Annotated in this window: 19 protein-coding genes; 1 reads left to right on the forward strand and 18 read right to left on the reverse strand. The window is 28.2% G+C overall.

Going from position 1 to position 19,090, the window contains the following annotated elements:
- Positions 1 to 70: 70 nt before the first annotated feature.
- From AC2TY9_RS00345 to yajC, 4 genes are all read right to left on the reverse strand, one after another.
- Positions 71 to 559, reverse strand: coding sequence for a hypothetical protein (locus AC2TY9_RS00345; RefSeq protein ID WP_489778677.1), 489 nt, complete (start codon positions 557 to 559; stop codon positions 71 to 73).
- Positions 560 to 804: 245 nt separating this feature from the next.
- Positions 805 to 1,773, reverse strand: a complete 969-nt coding sequence (gene secF, locus AC2TY9_RS00350; protein ID WP_489778679.1) for a protein translocase subunit SecF — start codon at positions 1,771 to 1,773, stop codon at positions 805 to 807.
- On the reverse strand, positions 1,773 to 3,338 hold the full coding sequence (secD, locus tag AC2TY9_RS00355; protein WP_489778680.1) for a protein translocase subunit SecD: 1,566 nt from the start codon (positions 3,336 to 3,338) through the stop codon (positions 1,773 to 1,775). Before secD ends, secF begins: the two co-directional genes overlap by 1 nt.
- Before the next feature lie 67 nt (positions 3,339 to 3,405).
- On the reverse strand, positions 3,406 to 3,678 hold the full coding sequence (gene yajC, locus AC2TY9_RS00360) for a preprotein translocase subunit YajC (RefSeq protein ID WP_489778681.1): 273 nt from the start codon (positions 3,676 to 3,678) through the stop codon (positions 3,406 to 3,408).
- Between the two features lie 78 nt (positions 3,679 to 3,756).
- Here yajC and AC2TY9_RS00365 point away from each other — a divergent pair, with 78 nt between their 5' ends.
- Complete coding sequence (locus tag AC2TY9_RS00365; protein ID WP_489778682.1) at positions 3,757 to 4,941, forward strand: apolipoprotein N-acyltransferase; 1,185 nt, start codon at positions 3,757 to 3,759, stop codon at positions 4,939 to 4,941.
- Here the strand turns inward: AC2TY9_RS00365 and AC2TY9_RS00370 are convergent.
- The 14 genes from AC2TY9_RS00370 to AC2TY9_RS00435 all read right to left on the reverse strand — a co-directional run bounded on the left by AC2TY9_RS00370 (position 4,931) and on the right by AC2TY9_RS00435 (position 19,032).
- Positions 4,931 to 6,337 (reverse strand): CCA tRNA nucleotidyltransferase, encoded by a 1,407-nt coding sequence (locus AC2TY9_RS00370; protein ID WP_489778683.1) that lies wholly within the window; start codon positions 6,335 to 6,337, stop codon positions 4,931 to 4,933. The two genes, AC2TY9_RS00365 and AC2TY9_RS00370, sit on opposite strands and share 11 nt — an antisense overlap.
- Positions 6,312 to 7,121, reverse strand: a complete 810-nt coding sequence (locus AC2TY9_RS00375; RefSeq protein WP_489778685.1) for a mechanosensitive ion channel family protein — start codon at positions 7,119 to 7,121, stop codon at positions 6,312 to 6,314. The genes AC2TY9_RS00370 and AC2TY9_RS00375 overlap by 26 nt, the downstream gene beginning before the upstream one ends.
- A gap of 154 nt (positions 7,122 to 7,275) precedes the next feature.
- Positions 7,276 to 8,982 (reverse strand): proline--tRNA ligase, encoded by a 1,707-nt coding sequence (locus AC2TY9_RS00380; RefSeq protein WP_489778686.1) that lies wholly within the window; start codon positions 8,980 to 8,982, stop codon positions 7,276 to 7,278.
- Between the two features lie 11 nt (positions 8,983 to 8,993).
- Positions 8,994 to 10,283: a glutamyl-tRNA reductase gene (gene hemA / locus AC2TY9_RS00385; RefSeq protein WP_489778688.1), complete on the reverse strand. Its 1,290-nt coding sequence runs from the start codon at positions 10,281 to 10,283 to the stop codon at positions 8,994 to 8,996.
- A 38-nt stretch (positions 10,284 to 10,321) separates the two neighbouring features.
- On the reverse strand, positions 10,322 to 11,218 hold the full coding sequence (locus tag AC2TY9_RS00390) for a polyprenyl synthetase family protein (RefSeq protein ID WP_489778690.1): 897 nt from the start codon (positions 11,216 to 11,218) through the stop codon (positions 10,322 to 10,324).
- An 8-nt stretch (positions 11,219 to 11,226) separates the two neighbouring features.
- Positions 11,227 to 11,523 (reverse strand): DUF2018 family protein, encoded by a 297-nt coding sequence (locus AC2TY9_RS00395; protein ID WP_489778691.1) that lies wholly within the window; start codon positions 11,521 to 11,523, stop codon positions 11,227 to 11,229.
- Positions 11,524 to 11,526: 3 nt separating this feature from the next.
- The gene (gene hisD, locus AC2TY9_RS00400) at positions 11,527 to 12,825 is read right to left on the reverse strand and encodes a histidinol dehydrogenase (protein WP_489778693.1); all 1,299 of its coding nucleotides are present in this window, start codon (positions 12,823 to 12,825) and stop codon (positions 11,527 to 11,529) included.
- The gene (locus tag AC2TY9_RS00405) at positions 12,825 to 13,337 is read right to left on the reverse strand and encodes a shikimate kinase (RefSeq protein ID WP_489778694.1); all 513 of its coding nucleotides are present in this window, start codon (positions 13,335 to 13,337) and stop codon (positions 12,825 to 12,827) included. Before AC2TY9_RS00405 ends, hisD begins: the two co-directional genes overlap by 1 nt.
- A 157-nt stretch (positions 13,338 to 13,494) precedes the next feature.
- The gene (locus AC2TY9_RS00410) at positions 13,495 to 14,292 is read right to left on the reverse strand and encodes an HD-GYP domain-containing protein (protein ID WP_489778695.1); all 798 of its coding nucleotides are present in this window, start codon (positions 14,290 to 14,292) and stop codon (positions 13,495 to 13,497) included.
- Positions 14,293 to 14,304: 12 nt separating this feature from the next.
- Positions 14,305 to 14,685, reverse strand: a complete 381-nt coding sequence (locus tag AC2TY9_RS00415) for a DUF1987 domain-containing protein (RefSeq protein ID WP_489778696.1) — start codon at positions 14,683 to 14,685, stop codon at positions 14,305 to 14,307.
- The gene (locus AC2TY9_RS00420; RefSeq protein ID WP_489778697.1) at positions 14,682 to 15,548 is read right to left on the reverse strand and encodes a hypothetical protein; all 867 of its coding nucleotides are present in this window, start codon (positions 15,546 to 15,548) and stop codon (positions 14,682 to 14,684) included. The genes AC2TY9_RS00415 and AC2TY9_RS00420 overlap by 4 nt, the downstream gene beginning before the upstream one ends.
- Positions 15,545 to 15,928: a DUF1987 domain-containing protein gene (locus AC2TY9_RS00425; RefSeq protein WP_489778699.1), complete on the reverse strand. Its 384-nt coding sequence runs from the start codon at positions 15,926 to 15,928 to the stop codon at positions 15,545 to 15,547. Before AC2TY9_RS00425 ends, AC2TY9_RS00420 begins: the two co-directional genes overlap by 4 nt.
- A gap of 3 nt (positions 15,929 to 15,931) precedes the next feature.
- A complete protein-coding gene (locus AC2TY9_RS00430) occupies positions 15,932 to 16,474 on the reverse strand; it encodes a SiaB family protein kinase (RefSeq protein WP_489778700.1) in 543 nt (180 codons plus the stop codon).
- An 11-nt stretch (positions 16,475 to 16,485) separates the two neighbouring features.
- Positions 16,486 to 19,032 carry a PAS domain S-box protein gene (locus AC2TY9_RS00435; protein WP_489778702.1) on the reverse strand — a complete coding sequence of 849 codons (2,547 nt, stop codon included), beginning with the start codon at positions 19,030 to 19,032 and terminating at the stop codon, positions 16,486 to 16,488.
- Positions 19,033 to 19,090: the final 58 nt, after the last annotated feature.

Here is a 19,090-nt window from a genome sequence, read left to right on the forward strand (position 1 = left end):
ATCCTTCTAAAGTTTCTATAAGGCTAGATTTTATCTAAGAAATGCTAAAAAATCACTTTTGAGCTAAGTTTTAACTGTCTTTAATTATATTATTCTTTTTAAGAGTTTTTACAAATTGGTAGATTAAATATAATATTACTAGTTTTAAAACAATTTCAATAATAAATATTAAACCAAACTCCAAATCAAAAAAATGTAGTGGATTTAAATTTTGAAGTAAAAACCCTAAAGTAAAGTCTCCAGTTAATATAAAATATGAGGCTATAACCCCAATAAATAAAAGTCTATTAATATATACTCTATTTGTAAAAATAATATTATAAATACAAAACCAGATAAATAAAGTAACTAATACGCCTAAAATAATCTCTGTAGTTAAAGTATGTTCTATTTTAATTGTATATTTTGCAGAGCTTTCTATATTAAAAAACTCAATAATTGAGGCAATTAGTTCAAAAACAATAATCCAAACAAAAACTAATTTCCAATTTGTAGAATGAGCTGAAGTAATCTTATCAAAACCATATTTTACTTTTTTAAATTTGCCATTATTAGCCATGATAACCCCGATAAAAAATCAATATAGATAATTATATATGAACATATGTCAAGAAAAGTTTAAGAAGATATATGATTTTTATATTTTTAATTTTTGAGTAAAGATAAACTGTTAGAAAATTGGAGTTTTTTTAAGAAATTAAGGAAGAAAGCAAAATTTAGAAGGGAGTTTACACAAAGTAAATGACCGACTAAATTTTTCTTGATGACGAGAAGTTATTGAAAAAGGAACTGTTTTATAACAGTTTATACAGTTCCTTGCTCATACATAGCCCGCAATTTATCTTTCTCTTTTTGTCTTTTTGTTTTCTCAGCTTCTTTTGCTCTAAAATTAGCGATTGAAAACTTTAACTGAACTAAAAATGATGCAGCAATAAAAATAGATGAATAAGTACCAACTACAATACCTACAAGTAGAGTAAATGCAAATCCATGAATAATCTCACCACCAAACATAAATAGTGTAATTACAACAAAGAATGTTGTTAATGAAGTAAGAGTTGTTCTTGAAAGTGTTTTAGAAACAGAATCATTTACAACATCCTCCAAGATAGTTTCTTTTGAACTTTGAATACCTTCTCTAACTCTATCAAATACAATAATTGTATCGTTTAATGAATACCCTAAGATTGTTAAAATAGCTGCTAGAATATCAAGATTAACTTCCACACTAAATAAAGATATTGCACCTAAAGCTATAGTAACATCGTGAGCCAAGGCCAAAATAGATGCAATTGCAAATCTCCACTCAAATCTAAATGAAACATAAATTAAAATCACAACTAAAGAAAGACCAAGAGCCATAAGACCTTTTTCTCTTAGTTCTCCACCAACCTTTGGTCCAACCATATCAACTCTTCTTACTTCAAAGTTTCCAGTTGAATCAAGTACCTCGTGCATTTGGTCACCAATATCAGTTGCTAAATCAGTAGAAGTTCCTGTAATTCTAATTACTACTTCTTCAGGACTACCAAATTCAGTAATAGAAGAACCCTTATATTGAGTTTCATTTAATACTTCTCTGATTTTATCAATTGGTGCTTTTTGTTCATATTTAACTTGAACCAATGTACCACCAGCAAAGTCAATACCTAAGTTAAGACCTTTTGTAAGTAGTAATACAATAGAAGCTGCAACTAATAGGGCTGAAAGTCCAAGAAATGGGATTCTTTTTCCCATAAAATCATATATTTTTCCGCTTTTAAATATTTCCATTACTTAATCCCAAACCATTTTCTTAAGTTTTTGTCCCTTGATATTTTTGGCATAATTGCCTCATAAATACCATGAGTTCCTAAAATTGCTGTCAACATCGATGCTAAGATACCAATAGAGATTGTTACAGCAAAACCTTTAATAGGTCCTGTTCCATATGCGTAAAGAATAACAGCAACTAAAAGTGTTGTAATATTTGCATCAAGAATTGCTCTCATTGCATTTGAATAACCATCTTCAATAGCTTTTGGAATAGAGGCTCCAGCTCTTAGAAGTTCTCTAATTCTTTCACCAATAATAACATTGGCATCAACTGCCATACCAACTGTTAATACAATACCTGCCATACCAGGAAGTGTTAAAGTTGCCCCAAACATTGCCATAACTGCAACAATAATAAATATATTAGTAATTAGAGCAACATTTGCAATAACTCCAGCGTATCCATAATAAACAATCATAAAAATAAATACTAAAGCAAAACCAGATACTAATGCAAAAGTAGAAGCTTCAATTGAATCAGCTCCAAGTGATGGTCCAACACTTCTTTTTTCAAGAAGAGTTACACCTGCAGGAAGTGCACCTGATCTTAATGCAATTGCAACATTTCCAGCTTCAACTGTTGTAAATCCACCAGAAATTTGTCCAGATCCACCACCAATTCTCTCTCTGATATTTGGTGCTGAATAAACTTTTCCATCTAATACAACAGCAAGTCTTTTACCAACATTTTTACCTGTAAAATCACCAAAAATTCTAGCACCAGCAGCATTTAGTGTAAAATTAATAATTGGTTGATTCCCTTGGTCAAAGGCAACTTGAGCATCAACTACTTGTCTACCATTTAAAATTGGAATCTCTTTTACAAGATATTTTCTATTTGGATCATTTGTATCTTCTAAAATAATATCACCATACTCTGATGCTTGTGCTCTACTTAATGTATAAACTTGATCAGCTCTTTCTTCGTCAACTGCCATAAGTTCAAGGTTAGCAGGTTTTGAGATAAGTTCTCTAGCCGCTTTTTCATCTTCTTGAGTTTTAATACCTGGAAGTTGAACAACAATATCAGTTGCCCCTTGTCTAATAACAGTAGGTTCTGCTAAACCAAATTGATCAAGTCTATTTCTTATAGTTTCAACAGCTTGTGCAACTGCTAAATCTTTTGTGATTGCTGCTTCTTCTGAAGTAATTTCAACCTTATAGTCAAGATCGTTTTTTGTAACATCAAGCCCTTTTATTTCTGAAAGCATTTTATCAACTCTTGGTATCTCATCTTTATCAAGTACAGTAAAAACAATACTTTTTTCTCTAATAGATAAACCATCAATTAAAATATCTTCATCATCAGTAAAATATTTTACAGATGTAGCAATTGATTTAATTTTAGAAGTTACTGCCTCTTGGGTTTTTACACCTAAAAGCATATGAAGTCCACCTTGTAAATCAAGTCCTAGAGATATTTTTTTACCTGAATCTGTTTGTAGAAAAGAAGGGATAGAGAAAACTACTCCAAAAATAATACTTAGTGCGAATATAATCATTCTGTAATTAAAGATTTTCAAATCTTAGTCCTTAAGTGAAAGTAAAACATAGAATTTAAAACATGTAAAAGATTACATGTTTTAAAGATTAGTCAAGTTTTTTTGCAACGAACTCTTTTACAAGTTTCATTTCAGTGTTGTCATGGTTTTTTACAATTAAGTTATCTTCATCAACTTTTGTAATTTCTACCATTAAGCCACCATTAGTTACAATCTTATCGCCTTTTTGTAAGTCAGCAATCATTTGCTTATGTTGTTTAGCTTGTTTTTGCTGTGGTCTTATAATCAAAAAGTAAAAAATTGCAAATAATGCAACTAGGGGTAATAATGAGCTTATTAAATCAGCGCTTTGACCTTCCATCAAATTTCCTTTTAAAAAGTTTTTTCTATGTTTTTAGTAAAACGCGAATATTTTAACAAAACTAATATAATAAAGGGCTTGATAATAGCTCTAGGCTTTAGTGCTTTTATATATCTTGCTCACTTTGAAATTTATAATAAAACAATAAACTCTATTTTTGCTATTGTTTCCCTATATTTTATCCTTACTTCTTCTAGACAAGTAGCATTTTATATTGGTTTTTTCATAGGTGTTTTCTGGTTTTATTGGGTAAGTATCTCTTTACAATACTATGAGCTTACTTTCCTTGCACCCCTTGTTGTAATTCTTTTTGGGCTCGGTTTTGCTCTTATTTTTTACCTAATAAATTTTATTGATAATATTTTCCTTCGGGCAATATTTATATTTTGTCTTTCATTTATTCACCCTTTAGGCTTTAATTGGTTTGTTCCAGAGCTTGTTTTTATTGATACTTATTTTACTATTCAAAAAGAATATTTTGCTGTAATACTTGCCTCTTTAGTAATGTTTAATAAATTAAAAAGATACAAGTTTCTAGTAGCTTTTCCTTTAATATTTGTAATTTTAAACTCAAATAATAACTCTAAAACGAACCTTCCAGATATTAAAATTGATATGCCAAAATATCAAGTTTCGCAAGATAAAAAATGGTTAAAACATAACCTATCAAATATTGTTGAACAAAATCTTAAGATTATAGAAAGTTCCATAAAAGAAAAAAATGAATTGATAATTTTACCCGAAACAGTTTTCCCAATATTGTTAAATCATGATGATTTTCTAATGGAAAAATTAGTAGAAAAGTCTCTCAATATTGATATTATTGTAGGCAGTTTATTTTATGAAGAGGATAATTTTTATAATGCCACATACTTTTTTTCAAAAGGAAAAGTAGAAATTGCAAAAAAATATGTTTTAGTTCCTTTTGGAGAAGAGATTCCTTTTCCACAATTTTTGGTTGACATAATAAATGAGATTTTTTATGATGGTGCGCAAGATTATAAAAAAGCTGAAAACCCAACAGATTTTGTAATAAAAGGTGAAAAATTTAGAAATGCAATATGTTATGAGGCAACAAGTGATAAAATTTTTCAAAATCTTGGGAATACAAAATATATGATTGCAATTTCAAACAATGCTTGGTTTACTCCATCAATCGAGCCAATATTACAAAAACTTTTACTTAAATATTATGCAAAAAAATATGATATCACTATATTTCACCAAGTTAATGGAAGTGAAAACTATATTGTTAAGCCTTAATATAGTTTTCTTTTATTTTTTCTAAGATTTGCTCTTTTTGTAAATATTCATCAATTTGAAGATTAAGGGCAAATTCCAAAATCTCTGCAAACTCTTTTGATGGCTTCATTCCAAGGGATATTAAATCTCTTCCTTGAACAAATGGTTTTAAAGGAGTTTTTGAAATATTTAATTCACAAGCTTTTTCTAAAACCCAAGTAACTGCTTTATCACATTTATCTTTATCTGGAATTGTTCTTCCTTTACAATCGGCAAGACAAATCAAACATAAATCTTCAATATTACATTTTAAAGATAATCTTTTTACTGCTTTTAAACTTGACTCTGTTTTATAAAGTTGAAAAGGGGCAAGATGGTTTTTTACTAAGGGAATAACCTTTTCAATAAACTTTTTTTCATCAGTTAATCGTGATAAAAAAGATATTGTAGGTTCTATGCCTAAAGATTCATGCTTGTGGGAAGTTATTCTTCCATTTATCTCTATAGTACAAAATGGTTTTCCTAAATCATGACAAAGTATCCCATAAAAAAGGTATATTTTTCTATATTCATCTTTTATATTCTGCTTTTTTATAATTTTTGACAACTCATCAATTGTCATTAATGTATGAACCCAAACATCACCTTCAGGATGATACTCTTTATCTTGTATACACCCTACTAAACTTTGTAATTCAGGGAAATACTTTAATAAACCAAACTCTTTTAAAACTTCAAAGCCAATTGATGGTTTAGGTGATTTTAAAAATAGTTTTTTAAACTCTTCGTAAACTCTTTCTTTTGGAAGATATTTACATTCATCATTATCAACTATTTGTTTACACAACTTTTTAGTTTTATTATCAATTTTTAAATTAAATCTTGAAACAAACTGAACAGCTCTATAAACCCTTAAACTATCTTCTACAAATGTTTTATCATCAATATGTTTTAGTGTTTTAGTTTTTATATCTTCTAAACCATTAAAGGGGTCTAAAAACTTTTTTGATTTGTAGTCATATCCAATTGCATTTATAGTAAAATCTCTTCTTAGTGCTGCTCTTGTAAAAGTTAAACTCCCATCGCTAATAATCTCAAAATCAGTATGTGAATTACCAATTTTCTTTTCAGTTCTAGGTAGTGCAAAATCAAACTCATAATCTTTGGTTTTTAAAAGTAAAACACCAAATGATTTCCCTACAAGTTTAACATCTCCAAATTTTTGTAGCGTTTTTTCTATAGTATCTAAGCAGTTTAATCCAAACAATTCAATATCATAATCTTTATTTGGAATTTTAAAAAAGTAGTCTCTTATACAACCACCTACTAAAATTGGAGTAACTCCAATTTTAAGTAGGTCATTTAAAATATTTTCTAAAACAACGGGTAGATTAATCGTTGTTGTGGTGGTGTACATCTTGTTGAGGATAAGGAATTGAGATTCCCTCTTTATCAAATGTTAATTTAATATTTTCTGTTAGATCAAATTTTACTGCCCAATAATCAGGAGTATTAACCCAAGCTCTAACAACAAAATTCACTGAAGAATCTGCTAATTCAGATACTGCAACAGTTAAACCTTTTTCTTGAAGAATTCTATCATCTGTACTTAAAATAGATGTTAAAACTTCTTTAGCTTTTTTAATATCGTCATCATAACCAATACCAACAACTAAATCTACTCTTCTTTCAGGTTTTGCATTTACATTTGTAATAGTTCCACCTGTAATTGCTCCATTTGGAACAATTAAAGTTTGATTATCTGGTGTTTTTAAAATTGTATTGAAAATTGAAATTTCTTCAACTGAACCACTAACTCCACCTGCATTGATAAAATCACCAACTTTAAAAGGTCTAAATATAATAATCATCACACCTGATGCAAAGTTACCTAAAGAATCTTTTAAAGCTAAACCGATAGCTAAACCAGCTGCACCTAAAATTGCAAAGAATGATGTAGTATCAACTCCCAATTGTTTTAATGCAGTTAAAGCAACCACTACTATTAAAATATAGTAGATAATATCATCTAAGAATTTAGCAAGAGTCTCATCAATCTTACTATTTTTCATCATCAATTTATAAGATACATCAGCAACTTTTCTTGCTACCCATTTACCAATTACAAATATTACAATTGCAATTGCAATATTTAAAGCATAAACGCCAATCATATCTGAAACAGTTTCAACACTATTCATGTACACTCCTAAAAAATTAATCCCTAATTTTTTAGGGACCTTTACTTTAAAACCTCTTTTAACAAAATGGTAGAGCCATTTTTAAAGAAGCAAACTCTAAAGAGAGTAGCGAGCTACTCTTAAGTTATGGATTATAGCAAAAAACTATAACAATTTATTTAAGTTTTTCTTCTATTTTTACAATAACTTCATCAATAGAAACATCTTCTTTTTCTAATGTTCTTCTATCAACAATTTCAACAATACCCTCTTTTAATTTCTTTCCAATTACTACTGCATATGGAAATCCAAGAAGTTCAAAGTCTCCCATTTTAAAACCAAATCTTTCTTTTTTTCTATCATCTATAATAACATCAATTCCTGCATCTTTTAAGCCTTCATAGATTTTCATTCCAGCTTCAAGTTCATCCTCTTTTTTAGCATTTGAAACAATAACATCAACCAAATATGGAGCAGTTGCATTTGTCCAGATACACCCTTTTTCATCATGGTTTTGTTCAATAACAGCTGCAACTAATCTACTAACTCCAATTCCATAACATCCCATTTCAAAAGGTTGTGCCTTACCATTTGAGTCTAAAAATTTTGCATCCATAGATTCAGAATATTTAGTTCCCAATTGGAAGATATGTCCAGCTTCAATCCCTTTTGTATAAGAAAGTTTACCACCACAACAAGAGCATAAATCGCCTTCTTGTACTGCAACTAAATCTTTATATACAATATTTTCCATTGATGTTAAATCAACACCTTTAAAATGGTAGTTTTCTTCATTTGCACCACAAACTAAATTATTATCTTCTTTTAACTCATTATCAACAAATACTTTTATGTTTTCAGGTAAATTTACAATTCCACAATATCCAGCACAAAGTCCAGCATTAGAAACCTCTTCCTCACTTGCATCTTCTAATTCTAATGCATTAACTGCATTACAAGCTTTTGTTTCTTCAAGCTCGTCAGTTCCCCTTACAAAGAAAACTACAATTTCACTATTCTCTTCAAAAATTGCTTTTTTTATAACGGCTTTCATTGAATAATAAGCATCAGCATTTAAAAAGTTGCTTACCTCTTCTATTGTTTTACAATTTGGAGTTTCAATTTTTTCTTGAACAATTGTTTCTAATTTCTCTTTTTTATTAGCTTTTCTAGTTGCTGCTTCAATATTTGCTCCATAATCACATGAATCACATACTACAATTGTATCTTCACCAGAATTTGCTAAAACATGAAACTCTTTAGAACCACTTCCACCAATTGCACCACTATCAGCTTCAACTACTCTATATTCAAGCCCTAATCTATTGTAAACATTTTTATATGTTTCTTCCATTAGATTAAATTCTCTTACTAAATCTTCTTTTGACTCATGGAAAGAGTAAGCATCTTTCATAAGAAATTCTCTACCTCTCATAAGACCAAATCTTGGTCTTGCCTCATCTCTAAACTTTGTATAGATTTGATAAAGATTAATTGGTAAATCTTTATATGATGTGATTCTATTTTTTACCATATTAACCACAGCTTCTTCGTTTGTAGGAGATAAAACATAATCACCATTTTTTCTATCTTTAAATCTTAAAAGCTCATTTCCCATTGTTGTAGATCTGCCTGATTCTTCCCAAAGTGAAAGCGGAGTTACAAATCCAAATTGTACTTCATTTGCTCCAGATTTATCCATCTCTTCTTTTACAATAGCTCTAATTTTGTCAAGAACAATTTTTCCTAAAGGCATATAATCATAAATACCAGCACCTGTTTGAGATATAAATCCACCTCTTACTAAAAACTGGTGAGATGGTAATGTTGCATCATTAGGAGTCTCTTTTGTCGTTGGTATAAACATTTTTGAAAATTTCATATATTTAAATCCTATTCATTTATTTTATTGCAGTTATGAGATAAAAAGCTTGTATCTGAATCCATTCCAAATACAGATTGAACTGTACTTACAACTATGTCACATTGACTATCTTTTGAAATACTTTTTATCTTTTTTTGTGGTTGATGAAGATATTCAGTTAAAATTGTTTGGCAAAGTTTTTTAATATTTTCTTCATTTTCTTTATCTATAAAACCTTTTTTCAAGGCATTTCTGATTTTTTTGTCAATTATATCATCACCTCTTGTGTACATGTTTTTTATAACAGGGTCAACTTCCAGTGACTTTAGCCAATCAAAAAATTCTAAAGACATTTTATTTACAATCTGGTATGCAGTTTTTGCTTGTTCTGCTCGTAAACTCATATTTTCATTTACTATTTCTTGTAAATCATCAACAGAATAAATCATTAGATTGGGAGATTCAATTTCTTCTATATCTCTTGGTACAGCAATATCAAACCAAAATCTTTCAAAAGAACAATTTTTGGTAATATCTTGTGTAATAATTGGATATGGAGCTGAAGTTGCTGTAATCATTACTGGAATTTCACTCAATAGTTCAGGTAGATTTACATAATCCACAATTTGAATAAAATCTTCAAAGGTATCAGCTAAGATTTGTGCTTTTTTTCTATCTCTTGATGTTAAAACAACATCAAAACCAGATGAAAGAAGATGTTTAATAGTTAATTCACTCATCTCCCCTGCTCCAATTACAAGAGCTTTAACACCAGCTGTATCTTTTATAATCTCTTTAGCTTTTGCAACGGCAGTTGAAGCAACTGAAACAGAACCAGTTCCTAAAGATGTAGCAGTTCTAACTGCTGCTGCACATTTAAAAGAGTAGTGTAAGGCTCTACTTAATTCTTGGTCGCAGAACTCTTTTGATAAAGAGAATCTATAAGCATCTTTTAACTGACCTACAATTTGAGTTTCACCAATTACCAGTGAATCAAGGGCTGATGCAACTGAAAATATATGGTGAATTGCACTATCGTTTGTAGAGATATCTGCTCTTTCATATAAATCATCAAACTCTAAAGCTGAATATTTTGATAACTTATCTATAATATTCTTGGCTGCTTTTGTGGGATTTGAAGCCCTTGAAATTATTTCAACTCTATTACAAGTCGATAATAAAATTGCTTCTTTTAAATGCTGATCTTCTAAGATTTGTCTTAAGAATCTCTCTTTATTTTCTTCATTTGGAAATGCTAATTTTTCCCTCGTTTGAATATCTGTATTTTTGTGTGAAAAACTAATACTTAAATAACTCATCGTTTGTAACTCTCTCTTCGCATATCTAATTATTTTTATTAAAATTGTCTATTTATCATTGCACTCATAATTTGAACTAGTGATTCATTTTCTTCAGCTTTAACTGCTTCTATTGCTTCAAGTCCAAGTTCTTTTGCTTGGTTAATTGAATCTTCTAAAGCTTTTGTACTAATCATTTGCTCTTTTAACCATAATGACTCTTCAGAACTTAACTCTTTTTTATATAAAGACTCTAATTTTTGTTTATCCTCAATCCTTTCGTGTAATAAAAGATAAGGGATTGTAACTTTTCCTTCAACAAAATCCAACATAGCAGGTTTTCCTAGGGTATCACTGTCTTGAGTAATATCTAAAATATCATCAACCATTTGAAAAGCAAGACCAAGATTTTTTCCATATAGGGCATATTTTTCTTTATCTAAATTTGCTAATATTGCTGCAGATTTAGCACTAGCTTCAATTAATGAGGCAGTTTTTTTATAAATCATATCAATATATTTTTCATATGAAGTATTAAAGTTTTCAGTTAAATTTACATCTAACATCTCTCCAACACTTAATAAAGTTACTGCATTTGAGACACTATAGGCAACTTCTCTATTCATTTGAGATAATTCCGTAAAAGCTTTTGAATAAAGAATATCTCCAAACATAATTGAAGTTTTATTATCAAAAAGAGCATTTATAGAAGGTTTCCCTCTTCTTGTATCTGCTTCATCAATAACATCATCGTGTAATAAAGATGCTGCATGAATCATCTCCACAATTGCACAAAGTTTTATTGTTTCATCGTTAATACCTGCAATTTTAAGTATTAATTTACTTCTTAACATCTTTCCCGTTGCAAGTAAATCTAAAAGTTCTAAACTTTTTTCATCATTACACTCAATTACAAATTTTTTTATTTGCTCTTTAACTTTTACTAATTCTTCCACAAAAACCTCTATGAATCTAATCTACAAATTATATCTCCAGTAAGTTCTACATAAAGACCTTTTTTCATTTGCTCAACTTCATCAAGGTTTTGTATAACATACTGTTTTATTACATCATTAATATCAAAATCTAAATCTTTATCTTTTGATAAAAGAAGCTCCATTACTGCAACTTTTTCAAGAAGTTTATCAAACTCCTCTTCTACTATTTCACTATTTGCAGTTCTTGCAACATCAAAATATTTTGATTTAGGACTACCTATGAAGATATCATCTTCATCTTCTAAAAACCAATCTTTTGACATAAACTATTTGCCTTCTCTTAATCTAACTCTAACTGATTCAGCGTGGGCAGTAAGTCCCTCTGTTTCTGCTAAAATAGCACAAGCTTCACCTAGTTCATCAATTGCTTGTTTAGAGAAATTAATAATTGAACTTTTCTTCATGAAGTTTTCAACATTTAATGGGCTATAAAATTTAGCAGTACTTCCAGTTGGAAGGGTGTGATTTGGTCCTGCTATATAGTCACCAATTGGTTCAGGTGTATTTTCACCTAAGAAAATCGCACCTGCATGTTTTATTTTTGGTAATAGTTCGAAGGCATTTGTTGTCATAACTTCTAAGTGTTCTGGAGCAATTTCATTCATAAGTTCAATTGCTTCATCCATATTGTTTGCAACAATAATAGAACCTCTTTCTTCAATAGATTTTCTAGCTATCTCTTCTCTACTTAAAGTTTGTAAATATGCTTCAACCTCATCAGAAGTTTTTGATGCAATTTCACTTGAAGTTGTAATCATAATTGAACTTGCCATTTCATCATGTTCAGCTTGAGATAAAAGGTCAATTGCTAAATATTTTGGCTTAGCAGTTTCATCACTTAAAATACCAATTTCAGAAGGTCCTGCAATCATATCAATGTTTACTTCACCAAATACTAGCTTTTTAGCAGTTGCTACAAAAATATTTCCAGGTCCAGTTATTACATCAACTTTTGGAATAGTTTCAGTTCCATAAGCCATAGCAGCAATAGCACTTGCTCCTCCAACTTTAAATGCCTTACTTACATTACAGATGTAACATGCTGCAAGAACTAATTCATTTATTTCATCATTTGGAGTTGGGGTACAAACCACAATCTCTTCAACTCCTGCAACAATTGCTGGAATGGCATTCATTAAAAGTGAACTAGGATATGCTGCTTTACCACCTGGAATATATAATCCAGCTTTATCAACTGCAGATACTTTTTGTCCTAAAATTGTCCCATTTTTTTCAAAATCAATCCATGATTTTGGTAGCTGTTTTTCATGGTAAGTTTTAATTCTATCGTATGCAATATGTAAAGCTTTTTTTAAATCATCATTAATATTTTCATATGCTTTTTTCATATCTTCTTGAGAAATCATTAGATCCTCATCAGATTTAACTTCCCATTTATCAAATTTTTCAATATGAGCTTTAACTGCTTTGTTTCCCTCATCAATAATCTCATCAATTATATCTGTAACAATTGCAGAAACATGTTTAATATCTGTTTTTGCTCTACTTAAAATATTTTCAAATTCACTTTTAAAGTTTGAATCATTTGTATTAATAATCTTCATTATATCTTTCCTAATATATCTTTTACGATATCTTCAATATCTTTATCTTCTACATTTACAATTAAATCGGCAACTTTTTTATAATCTTCTACTCTTTGTTCATAAAGTTTCTTACCCTCTTTTAAATCTTTTAAAAGTGGCCTTTTCCTAAGTTTTGCTTTTGCATTTGGTGCTTTATTAATTCTTCTTAAAATACCTTCAAAACTTGATTCAAGATAGATTACAGTTCCAATTTCATGAATATTTTCTTGTCTAAAGAAACCTCCACCTGTTGAGATAATTGTGTTATCAACATTTTTTTCAAGCCATAAAGCACATTTTTTTTCAAGATTTCTAAAATAGGGTTCACCCTCTTTTTTAAAAATCTTTTTTATGGTTCTTTTTTCGATACTCTCAATTAAATCATCAGTATCGATAGCAAAATACTCAGATGCTTTTACTAATGCTCTAGCAGTTGTTCCCTTTCCAACGCCCATAAATCCAATTAATATTATATTGTTTTTTCTTTCCAATGAAATTTCCTGTAAATGATTAAATCGTAAGATTATATCTAAATTAAAGTAAAAGTATAAATGACCTAAATCAACAGAATAAATTACTTTATAAGTGTATTAAAAAATAGTGGGGATAAAGTGGAGGGATTTAAAAGACGAGTTAGGATTTTATTTTCTAAAACTCATCTTTTAATTCATCTCTGATTTTTAAGAATTCATTTAAATTATCAAAGAAGATATCTACTAATTTTGGATCAAAATGTTTACCTCTTTGCTCTTTAAGAAATGAAAACACTTTATCATCACTCCAAGCTTTTTTATAACACCTTTCACTTCCTAAAGCATCAAAAACGTCTGCAATTGCTGTGATTCTTCCATAAATATGAATCTCTTCACCTTTTAGTTCTCTAGGATATCCAGAACCATCCCATTTTTCATGATGTTCATAAGAGACTATAGAAGCACATTTAATTAATGGTCTTTTAGAATGACTTAACATCTCATAACCTATTTTTGCATGGGTTTTCATAATCTCACGTTCATCTTGTGTTAAAACACCTGGTTTATTTAATATAGAATCAGGAATTGCAATTTTTCCTATATCATGCATGGGACTAGCTTGCTTTAAGATTTCCGCTTCTTTTATATCTAAGCCCATTTTTAAAGCAAAAAGTTTTGAGTATTCAGCTACTCTTTTTACATGATTCCCTGTTTCTTTACTTCTACTTTCCACAATAGCACCCATAGTAAAAACAACTTCTTTTTGTGTTTCTTCTATCTCTTTACTTAAAATCTTTACCTCTTTTAATTTATCTTGAAGTGCATCATATTCTAGTCTTTGTCGTTTATCACTTCTAAGCATAATTCTTTCTTGACGATTAATATCTTTAATCAATTTATCCGTAGTTTTATTAAACTTTTCTTTTAATTCTTCTATTTCTAAAATCAATTTATTTTCTACTGGCATATTCATTTTCTTTCCCTTTTATTTCTTAATTAATATAAAGTCAAGATCTTCAAAATCTTCTTTAAAATCTTCTCCATCTTCTAATGCACCCTCATTATCTTCATCATAATACCAATTGATTTTTATTTTAAAATCATCAGCTTGCGCCTCTTCTATAATGTCAAAAAAATCAAAAAATAGTTTTGAACTACTTGAATTAAAATATATAATATCTATGTCAATAACAATTTCAGTAGAGCTTTTTTGTTCGATAAATTCTTCTATCCAATCTAACATTGGTTTATAAAAATCATAAGTATTTTCTGGATAAGATTTACCTTTTATCATTATTAAGTTTTTTTCAAAATCTAAATTTATATAAGGAGTATATTTTGTCTCTTTTATTAATAAATTATTCATTTTTCATCCTTTAACTTTTTCAATGACTCTTCAATTTTGTCATTTTTTGAATATGTAGTTGAAGTTATCTCAAATACAATATGATTGTTAAAAAGTACTCTTTTTGAGTTTAGCTTTAAGCTACAATCATTTAATTTTTTACTTTGTTTTATGTCAGTTAAGACAAAGAAACTGTTTTCTTTATGGTGGTAAACTAACACATCGTCATCAAAACAAACTTTTATAAACTTGTATAGACTCTTCAAGAAACTATTCAAAGCAACAGAATGTTTGATTGATGTAACTATAGAATCAAAATCTTTTAGTTTTAAGTTCATAATTATCAATCTATCAATCTCTTGTGCTTTTTGTTCAATAATTTCTTCAATAGTCATATTAGTATAAGCTTCAGGATTTAAACATACTACTTCATCATAAGAAGTTTCCAATTGAGGAACTTCTTCATGGAAAGTATGATTAAATTCACCATATCTTTTTTTATAGCCATCAACTTGTTTTTTTAATTTACTATTCTCAATGACATATTCACCAATAACATTTTGATATTCAGATATCTTTTCTCTATAATGACCTATTGCTTTTTTTGACTTTTTATGTTCCTCAACATTGAAAACCAATTTTTCCGTTGCTGTTTTTATTGTATACTCAAGATTTTCAGACAAATCCTCTTTTTTGTCAAAAATCATTTTTCCAACATCATCGGACATTTTTAGAATCGATTGCGTTCTTTGGTACAATTTTATATAGTGATCTAATAGCTCATAATACTTATCATAAGCTATTCCATTATCATAAATTAGCAACAATTCATCTAATGTTTTGTTACCATTTTCAATAACTTGATCTGCTTTTAATCTTTTCATAAAGCCTTCTTAACTATATTAAAATCTAATTTTTCAAAATCTAATTTATAATCCTCTCCAATTTCGAAAATACTATCATTACCCTCTTCATATACCCAATTTATTTTTATGCTATTTTTATTGTTTAATTCATCAATTAAATCAAAAATTTCAAAAAATACTTTTGAACTACTTGAGTTAAAATATACTATCTCAAGATTGATTGTTACATTTTCATATCTATTAATTTTCAAATACCAATTAATCCAATTTAAGATTGGTTCATAAAACTCAGCTGTATTTTCTGGATAAGAATTACCCTTAATTGTTAATACCCTTGAAGTTGAATCAAAATCTATTTCAGGAGTATATTTTGTTGCATCAATTATTAAATTATCCATTTTTTATTCCTTTATCTCAACAGTTAAATAAAAATAATATTTATCATCATTTAACTTTATAAATTTATATTCAATATTAACTGCTCTTTTTGCTATTTCATAAAAACCTATTCCTGCACCTTTATCATGTAAATGTTTTCCATCTCTTCTTAATTCTCTGTATTTTTTTCTAATTTCATCAGAATTTAGTTTATTTATCTCATCAATTCTTGTTGATATGGTTTCAATATCTCCTCCTAAAACCACATTTTGAGAATGAACAAAATAGTTTTTACTTGCGTATTTGCCAACTACAATTAATCCATTTGATTTATATGAAGATTCTTTTTTTACCTCACTTTTTGCATACTTAATAATATTTTGTGTCATCTCTATAAAAACAGTAAATATATTATGTGCACAATTACTTGGTATATCTGAAAACTCTTTTTCATGTTCCAAAGATTCAACCATACCTGTTAATAAAGTTTGGGTAATAAACCCAACATATGTCATAAAAACAATCTCATTATCATCAATAAAATGATCATAATTTAGTACTTCCATTCCCGCTCCTTTTAAATTTCAAATCCTATAACAGTAATATCATCAACTCTCTCATAATCTTTTTGATAAGCTTTTAACTCATCAAGCAAAATCTCTTTTTGTTCAGACATTGATTTATTAATGTTATCTCCTAAAATACTTACTAACCTTCTTCTTCCGAATGGAAAACCTTTATCACCACCTATTTGATCTATAAATCCATCACTATATAAATAAAACTTCATACCCTCTTCAACTTTTACTTCATGTACTTTATAATTGAAGTCATCTTTTGAATTTTTAAACCCTATTGAAACTCTATCTCCTTTTATTAAATTTATTTTTTCTTTGTCATAAAAGAGCATATTATTTGAGGCTCCTGCAAACCTAATTATTTTTTTATCTCTATTAAAATATAAAATTCCTCCATCAAAACCAACATTAGAAGCTAATGCTTTGTTATCTTGATTAAGAATTGTTTTCATCATTTTGTTGTAAAAATTTAAAATATCAGAAAGATTTACTTCTTGTTCTTTTTTATTTTTTAATATCTCCAAATATTGTTTTTCAATAGCCTTTACAAGCATAGTAACAAATGCACCTGGAACACCATGTCCTGTACAATCAATCACCATAATCAAACATTCATCTTTACTTAAAGGTTTTGAAAGATTATAAATATCACCACCAATTACATCTTTTGGTTCCCAGATAATAAATTTATCTTTTACACAAGCTCTAATAGCTTCTTTTTGAGGAAGAAGCGAGTGTTGTATAAATCTTGAGAACTCAATTGATTCATTTGTTTTTTTACTTAAAAAATCAACTTGTTTTTTTGCAGTGATATCTTGTCTAATCGCACTGTAACCTATGATTTTATTATCTTCATCAAACTCTGGATAAATATAGGCATGAACCCAATAAATTCCGCCATTTTTAGCTTTATTCTGTAGCTCTCCTTGCCAAACTTTACCACTTTTTATTGTTTGCCAAAGCTCTTCAAATACTTCAGGTGGCGTATCTGGATGTCTTACAATATTTTGGGGTGAGCCTAATAACTCTTCTTTACTAAAGCCACTTATTTCACAAAAAGCTTTGCTAGTATAATTTATAACTCCTCGTGTATCAGTTGCAGAAGCAATTACATTTTCATCAAATCTATCAAAAAGCTTTTTAAACTCTTTTGCTTGTTTTGTTATTTTTTCATTTAATTTTTCTGCAATATATCTTTCAGTTATGTCAATTACACTACCAATTGTTTTGTAGTGTTCACCACTTCTATCATAAAAATGTTTACCTACAATTTCAAAGAATCTTTCTTCTGAATTTACAACTATTTTATGTTTTAATGAAAACTCTTTTTTCTCTTTAATCGAGTTGTAAAATCTTTCTTTTACAAATTTTTCTTTCTCTTCTAAAATTAAAAATAAAAAATCTTCCATTAACATTTTTTCGTACTTTAATTTTCCAAATAGCTCTTTTAAATTTTTACTTAAAAAAACCATTTTAGATTCAGCTTCATAATCCCAAAAACCAATTTTTGCTACATTTGATGCAAGTTCAAGTCTTTGATTTAATAATTTTTGTTCATCAAAATCATCAAAGATATTTCCAAAAATTTTTATAATCAAGGAAGAGAAAAGAATAGATAATAATATGAATAATAAGAATTCAAATATTTTTAAATTCATTTTTTCTTCTTTTTGACTCTTTAGATAATCCTCTTTTATTTGATAGATTAAATATATATTAGAAAAAAGATCTACTTGAAGATTTCTTACTGCAATGTCATCATTTAAAAAATCTAAGTTGTTAATAATTTTTAAATAACTTTTGGGAAACTCAGATTCAAGTGTAAATTTCTCTTTTTTATATTTACTCCAACTTTTATCTTTATCATAATGATATAAGAAGAAACCATTCTCATCAGCTAAGATAGTTTCAAATATTGATGACTTTGTTATTTCATTAATTAAAGAATTTAAATGATGATTGATGATTAATATACCCTCAAAGTTTCCATTAATATTAATAGGCAAGATTGTTCTAATAGTTGGAACATATGGGATTTGTATTTTTCCGTCTTCTACATTTAAATCCAAAGTAGAAAACCACACTTCAGAATCTTTTTTCTCAATAGATTCTGTAAAATAATATCTATCAGCTTTCTTTTGTAGACTCTTTATAAATTTTATATTCTCATGTTCTTTATTGTTTCTATCAATTCTTATAGTTTCTTTCCCATCTTTACCTATAAACCTTAATTGCATGTAGTCTTTATTTGCTAAAACAAAGCTTTTAAATAGATCTTTTAATTGTTCATCATTATCTTTTTGACTTAAAAATTGTTTGAATGTATAAGAGTTTCTAATAGCTAAAATATTTTTTTTGGCATGATTCAAGAAATCATTAACTATTATTTCTTTTTCTATCATTGTATCTTTTGCACTTTTTAAAATAGTTTTTTTTGTATCTTTAACAGTATATGTAGATTCTAATAATAGATTTACAAGTCCTAAACTTAGTGAAAAAAGTATAAAAACTAGAAAAATTTGTATATTTTTATTTTTTATTTTCATTATATTCTTGCTCCATAAAGCAATAATATAATAAAAAAGTAATGGAGTGGTAAATGAT

Source organism: Arcobacter sp. ISO1, assembly GCF_058105185.1.